At 42.4% G+C, this 7077-nt stretch carries 2 protein-coding genes and 1 pseudogene; 1 reads left to right on the forward strand and 2 read right to left on the reverse strand.

Going from position 1 to position 7077, the window contains the following annotated elements; all coding sequences use genetic code 11:
• Window positions 1-24: 24 nt before the first annotated feature.
• Together Q4A91_RS09340 and Q4A91_RS05685 are read right to left on the reverse strand one after the other, a co-directional pair.
• Window positions 25-5730: an LPXTG cell wall anchor domain-containing protein gene (locus Q4A91_RS09340; RefSeq protein WP_368389533.1), complete on the reverse strand. Its 5706-nt coding sequence runs from the start codon at window positions 5728-5730 to the stop codon at window positions 25-27.
• A gap of 209 nt (window positions 5731-5939) precedes the next feature.
• On the reverse strand, window positions 5940-6653 hold the full coding sequence (locus Q4A91_RS05685; RefSeq protein WP_303209720.1) for a YSIRK-type signal peptide-containing protein: 714 nt from the start codon (window positions 6651-6653) through the stop codon (window positions 5940-5942).
• A gap of 216 nt (window positions 6654-6869) precedes the next feature.
• Here Q4A91_RS05685 and Q4A91_RS05690 point away from each other — a divergent pair.
• Window positions 6870-7077, forward strand: a pseudogene (locus Q4A91_RS05690) (hypothetical protein); the annotation flags it as partial.

A 7077-nucleotide genomic window follows, 5' to 3' on the forward strand; every position in this document is an offset into this window, starting at 1 on the left:
CGATTTCTCGGTTCTTAAAAATGATTAGTCTGATTCATCGTTTCGTTTCTTTTTACCTAGCAATCCAAGTGTCATGGCACCTGCTAGGGCTGTCAGAATTCCTAGAGTTTTCAAACCATCTTCTTGACTTCCTGTATTTGGAAGTTGATTTTTTTCTACAGAGATGTTTTGAGTCAATTGATCTGGTTTCGAATCAGGTACTGAAAGTTCTTTTTTATCAGACTGCTTCACTTGCTCTGGAAGTTCTACTACTGTTGGAGTATAGAATCCTGAAATGATATTTCCATTGCGATCTTTACGGATCACTTTCACACCTTTGGCTTGTCCTACAAAGTCTGCCTCAGGGGTAAATGTGACGGTGCCATCTGGTGAGATTACATAAGTTCCTTCGCCTGGAACGACTTTTTCAGTTGATCCATCTTCAAAGGTTGGCGGAACTGTCAGATCGACATCACCTGTAAAGTTTGGTTTACCAGTCTGAGTTTGACCTTTAAGACCTTCTGATGTCGCATCACTCACTTGTGTTTGTCCAAGGACAGTCGGTGTGTAGCGAGCAGTAACTAAATTTCCATACACATCCAAACGTTTCACAACCAATCCTTTAGCTGTACCAACAAAGTCTGGTTCTGGAGTAAAGGTAATGTGACCATCTTTATCAATTGTATAGCTTCCTTCACCCGGAACAACCATCGTCGTGCTACCGTCCTCAAAGGTTGGTGGAACAGTCGGATTGATATACCCTTCAAACGTTGGGGTTGCCACTTGTGGTTGGCCTTTTGCTCCTGTAGAAGTCGTGTCATGACCAGTAGATGGATCTACAACTGTCGGGCGATAGCTTGCAGTAACTGGAGTTCCGTTCTTATCCTTACGGACAATCGTTACGCCTGTTCCTTTTCCTACAAAGTCTGTCTCTGGAGTGAAGGTGACGGTGCCATCTGGTGAGATTGCATAAGTTCCTTCACCTGGAATCACTTTTTCAGTTGATCCATCTTCAAATGTTGCTGCCACAGTTTCATCGATTGGAACCAGTGGGTCACCACCTTGGAAGCTTGGGGTACCTGTTTGTGGAAGTCCTTGAGGACCTGTGCTCGTTGCGTTAGCGCTAGTTGGGGTTACCTTAGTAAACTCTGGACTGTAGGTTGCAGTAACCTCTGTACCATTCTTATCTACACGTTTCACTGTGACTGGAGTTGGGTTTCCGACAAACTGTTTGTCTGGAGTGAAAGTTACAGTTCCGTCTGGTGCAATCGTGTAAGTTCCTTGGCCTGGAATATTCTTCTCTTTGCTTCCATCTGCGAAGGTTGGCTCGACTGTTTCATCAATTGGAACCAATGGATCGCCACCTTGGAAGCTTGGAGTGCCCGTTTGTGGAACACCCTGAGGACCTGTGCTCGTTGCGTTAGTGCTGGTTGGAACTACTTCTTTCACCACCGCTTGGTACTTGACCGTAACAGGAGTTCCGTTGGCATCTACTCGAGTCAATTCAAGTTCTGGTGTTTCACCCTTGAATTGCTTATCTGGGGTGAAGGTCACCTTACCATCTGCATCCACTTCGAACTTACCAACATTTGGCACTTCTTTCACAGTTGTACCGTTGTCAAATAGTGGAGTTGAATCAGCTGGGAATGGAACAGAGTCATGGCCTGGAGTGAAGGTCACTTTACCTTCTTGGACTTGACCTTGCAGACCTTCTGTCTTATCACCTGAACCAGTTGGGGTTACTTTCGTAAACTCTGGACTGTAGGTTGCAGTAACTGGGGTGCCGTTCTTATCTACACGTTTGACTGTGACTGGATCTGGGTTTCCGACAAACTGTTTATCTGGCGTGAAAGTTACAGTTCCATCTGGCGCAATCGTGTAGCTTCCTTGACCTGGAATAGACTTCTCTTTGCTTCCATCGTCGAAGGTTGGCTCGACTGTTTCATCGATTGGAACCAGTGGGTCGCCACCTTGGAAGCTTGGAGTGCCTGTTTGTGGAACACCCTGAGGACCTGTGCTGGTTGCGTTAGTGCTGGTTGGGGTTACCTTGGTCACTGTTGGGGTATAGGTCGCAGTGACTGAGGTGCCATTCTTATCCACACGTTTCACTGTGACTGGAGTTGGTGTACCAACATATTGTTTTTCTGGCGTAAAGGTAATAGAGCCATCTGGATTGATGCTGTATTCACCTACACCTGAAACGGTCTTCGTTGACTGTCCATCTTCGAAAGTCATTGGTTTCATATCATCAATTGGAACAGTCGGATTACCTTCTGTGAAGGTTGGGGTACCCTTTTGCGGTTGACCTTGGATACCATTTGAAGTGGCGTCCGTTGAAGTTGGAACTACTTCTTTCACTACTGCTTGGTACTTGACAGTAACAGGAGTTCCGTTGGCATCCACACGAGTCAATTCAAGTTCTGGTGTTTCGCCCTTGAATTGCTTATCTGGGGTGAAGGTTACCTTACCTTCTGCGTCCACTTCGAATTTACCAACATTTGGCACTTCTTTCACAGTTGTACCATTGTCAAATAGTGGAGTTGAATCAGCTGGGAATGGAACAGAGTCATGGCCTGGAGTGAAGGTCACTTTACCTTCTTGTACCTGACCTTGCAGACCTTCTGTCTTATCACCTGTACCAGTTGGCGTTACTTTCTCAACAACTGGGGTATAGGTCGTTACAGTCGACTCTCCATTTTTATCCACCACTCCAACTCGAACTGGAGTCGCCGGACCATAGAAGGTTTTCAGTGGAGTAAAGACAATTGTTTTATTTACAAGATCTAAATCGTACGTCCCTTGGTTGGCAATGGTTAACGAAGTTACCTTTTGTCCATTCTCATCATAAAGAAAGACACTACTTTGGACTAGGTCAACGGATTTCTTTGCTCCATTAATGGTTGTTGTCCCTTTTGTAAAGTGGACCTCGCTCTCGCTTGCTCTATCCTCATCAAATCGAATCGTTGCTGCCTGCTTCTGCCCTTGAAGGCCTTTAGATTTCGCTGCACTTGCTGATGGAACAACTGGAAGCGGAACATAATACACCACCCGATACCAGGTAAATTCTTTTTCCAATTCTTCATCTCTAGGATCATCCGCGTTCATTAAATATTCATAGAGAGCTCCTTCTCCCGACATTGTGTTTGCATCAATATCCTCTCTTGGATAATAGCCAGGAATTTCAGGAGAAATCACTTGAGACCAAGTTTGGTCTGCAGACCAGGCTGAGTATGTCACACCTGCTGTCGCATCATTTGGTTGTAGTTTCGCCAAAACCTGATCAATTCTCTTCGTGCGAGTAAACGAATGAGTCTCAACATGTTTTGGAGGAAGGGGTGATAAATCAGAATGGTTTGTTTTTTTGAGATATTCAAAATCAATCTCTCGAGTTCCACGAACAGTTTCGGTTAGTTCTGTAATCTTGTGTCTAAACTGAAACTTGAATTGTCTTGGGCTAGCCGAGTCACCAAAGGTATGATCTGTAAAATCGTTACTAATCAGTTCATATCCTGCATCTTCTAATTCCTTAATTCGACGAACAGGATCATAAGAAATTGGTCCATTAGGTTTGCCTACAACTGTGTCTACCTGTCCTAGTTGCACTTCCTTAGACGGATCATTTACATCCACAAAGGTGAAACTTGCAGATGACAGTTTGGTGGACATTTGGATTGAAACATTATTGGACTCAGTGTACTTGGAACTGCCATTTGCCAGTGCCGAAGAAAGATAAGCCGTAGCACCTGGGGCAGTATCTTGCCCGATAACTGCTCTATCGATAGGAAATTGAACCCTACTTCCAGCACCAACCGGAGTAGTCGAATGCCAACGAACTGCACGAATCTCTGACCAATCCGACACTTGATCCGCTGTGAGCCATTGTGAAGCATTAATTTCCGCAGCAGTACCCGCAGTACGACTATATTGAACTTCCCAGCCTGAAGGTGGTGTTAAAGCTTTTGTCAAACTCACTGTAAATTCAGAGCCACGATTTCTGGATTCTAGCTGTTTATCACCTTTCATCGGCAAGGATGACAAAACATAAACGTCTGAAACAGGCTGTTTCGCTGCGTTTTTATAGGTCACTCTGAAATCAATCTCATCACCAGGATAATGTTCTTGAGTATTATAGGCAAAGTGTTGATCTGTCGCCCTTTTCACTTCAGAGTAGACTCCGCTCGCTTCAGAAGCCTGTACGATCACATCGAAGTCATAAGAAACTGAATTTTTCGAGGTAACTGTAATGCCGTCAAGCTCCCCCAAGTCATAACCATTCTGAGCTTGAACGTCAGGAAGTTCCTCGTCCCAAAAAGCAATCGCTTTATAGGTGTAGGTCCCATTTGGAATTGTCTTGTTTTCCAACTTCAAAAGTGTTGCAGGCATGGGGGAGTCTGGAGTCCCCTTTACTTGGGCATAGTAGAGAGTTTTCCCAGTATCTTTGTAATTATAATAAACCTTAAAATTAGGGTTTCCACTAAAGTTTAATTGAGGGTCAGCCAAATAAGCCAGATGGTAAACTCCTGTCAAGTTTGCGAAGTTCTGAGTAGGAGTTTCTTTACCCGCAGTCCTTGTGATAAAATCTTCTTTAAAACCAGAAGCATCTGTGTGTCGATTAAAGACATCTGTTCGACGTCGTCCAATCATCGAAATTTGCTGGCTAACGCGTGTTAATTCGGCTGAGGCCGTTTGAGATAAAGAAACAGCGTTGCTAGTATTCTTAAAAGTGAAATCCGTTCTAGAATCCAACTTACTGATTGTCGAATCTTTATAGAGACTTTCCCAATTATTAAAGCGTGTTTGGGTCTGGAAAACAAACATTGATGTATCATTTGTTGAGGACTTCCTCATCTTGATATTTTTAAACTTGTACTCCAGTTCCTTCACATCTTGCTCTTCCGTCAATCGTAGACTACGGGTGTTACTATTAAAAATCCCTAACAACTCACCTGTAGCTTTATTGTATACTTCTACGGATGCATCCGGTGAAGAGAAAAATTCATTCCAATAACGCTCCTCAATCGCATTGACTTCCCGATAAGACTCTCGTGGGTCCTGTATTTTATGAGTGACAGTATAGTCATTGATAAGATAATCTTTTTCAACCTCAGCGACCGAAGAGAGCCGAACATAAGAACGGTATTCTGTTTCACCATAAGAACGAATTATCTCCGAATCAGACTGATTATAGTGTCTAAACTCAAAGAGAGAAGATTCTGGCTGATCAGTTTTTTGAACAAAGAGAGTATAGGGGAGAACAGCCGTATTTTGATAACTAGTCCCATCTGCTTTTGTATAGATCCCCGTCACAGTAAGGTTTTGCGCTTTTCTATTGATATCTGCTACTTTGGCATTCTTTAACTTGAAAGAAATTGGAATGAACTTATTTTTATTGTTATTGATATCTTGAAGCGGATTGTTAGTTCTGTTAATCGTCAGATGGTAACCCGTCGCATCGGCAGTCCATCCCAAAGCTTTGGCTTCATCTGTCAATTCATAACCTTCTTTTAACTCTATATTATAGGTAAAAGATGTGACAGGATCAATGATATGCCCCCCGACATCACTAATCCCCATACCATTGATCATACGACCATCAAAAACACCATTCCCATAGTTGAAGTAATCATTTCTTGCCGTATTATTCTTAGGATCTTTCGCACCATTAAATAGATAGTAGGATACAACCGACGAATCATCGTCAACGATACCATCATTGTTCCGATCGTAGCCAATGACCTGATTGTTAGACATTGGTGTCAGACCACCTACACCGTTTTCTAAGACTTTCCATGTGTGTTCAATACTTCCAAGTTCTTTGAGGACATTGCCATTTTTGTCATGGAGCTTAGCAGTTGCGGTCACCTTATGGTCTGGCCCAATGGCTTGGACAGCGCCTCCCCAGTTATGCGTCAGAGGATCTATCTGAAAAGTATAGACGAAGTTATAGTTTGCTCCACCTCTCAGATTCGCAGTTCTATCTTTAAATCAAGATCCCCATTCGTTTTTTCTTGGCTGAACTTTACACCACCAACTGGAGAAGGGGTCAATTTAATAGCTTTCCCATTTTGGAAATGAATTTTGATATACCCACCAGAATAGTCTGCTTCGTGTCCAGTAATACTAAAAGTCAAGGACTCACGAACACTATCTACAGCATGGATATCTTTGATTGGCGAATGAGTTTCAAATTCTGCATTGACTTCATCTAGCGATCTCTTGCGTCTTGAAGAAGTTTTCCCACTAGAACTGCCTTCTTCCTTGTTTTTCTGCTCAGTTTGAGTTGATTCTAGAGATTGCTTTTTCTCCTCATCTAAAGAGGGCTGACTTTCCTCCTTCGCATTGTCAACTTGAGAAACTGGTTGGCTCTGAGCAACTGGGGCAGATACTTCTGTTTTGGACGGTCCAGCTTTATCCTCCAGCTCCTTAACCGCTTCGTTCTGTGCTACCTCTTTTTGAGGCTCAGAAATGATTTCCTGTCCATTCTCAACACTTTTTTCCTTCTGTTGAATTTCCGCCTGCGTTTGTTGTTCCTTATTGTTAACTTGAGCTTCATCCGCTTGCACTGGAGAAGTAGCCATGACCATAAAAGTTCCTAGCAATACCGAACAGGTCCCAACACTTAACTTTCTAATTGAAAAGCGGGAAAAAGATTGATTAAAAATTTTTTTCTTCATCATTTCTCCTTTATATTCATACTTAATCTAACATAACAGCTTTATCATTATAACTTATAGTAAATAGAATTTCCAATAGAATGTTCATTTCTACATAAATTTCTTTATAACTCCGTTTGCATAGAAAAAGGGGCTCTATAATATCTGTAGTGGGTAAAAACCACTATGGAAATTATGGAGCTTTTTGAATACACAAAAAGTCCCATAAGACTTATAATGAAAAGCACTCAAACCATCATTAGAAAGGATCTTATGGAACATATTCATCATACCACACAACTCATCGGAATGAAAGACAAAAATATCACCCTAAACAAAGCCTTGAAACATGAGACTCACATTGAGCTAATAGCCACATTAGACTACCAGCCTCCCAAGTGTAAGAATTGCATGGGAATACAAATCAAATATGACTTTCAAAAGC

Source organism: Streptococcus sp. (assembly GCF_030528045.1).
GTDB lineage: Bacteria > Bacillota > Bacilli > Lactobacillales > Streptococcaceae > Streptococcus.

Excerpts from the sequence above, each read along its gene's own strand:
- Q4A91_RS09340 (WP_368389533.1), bottom strand. The coding sequence starts at position 5,730 with ATGTCTAACAATCAGGTCATTGGCTACGATCGGAACAATGATGGTATC.
- Q4A91_RS05685 (WP_303209720.1), bottom strand. The coding sequence starts at position 6,653 with ATGAAGAAAAAAATTTTTAATCAATCTTTTTCCCGCTTTTCAATTAGA.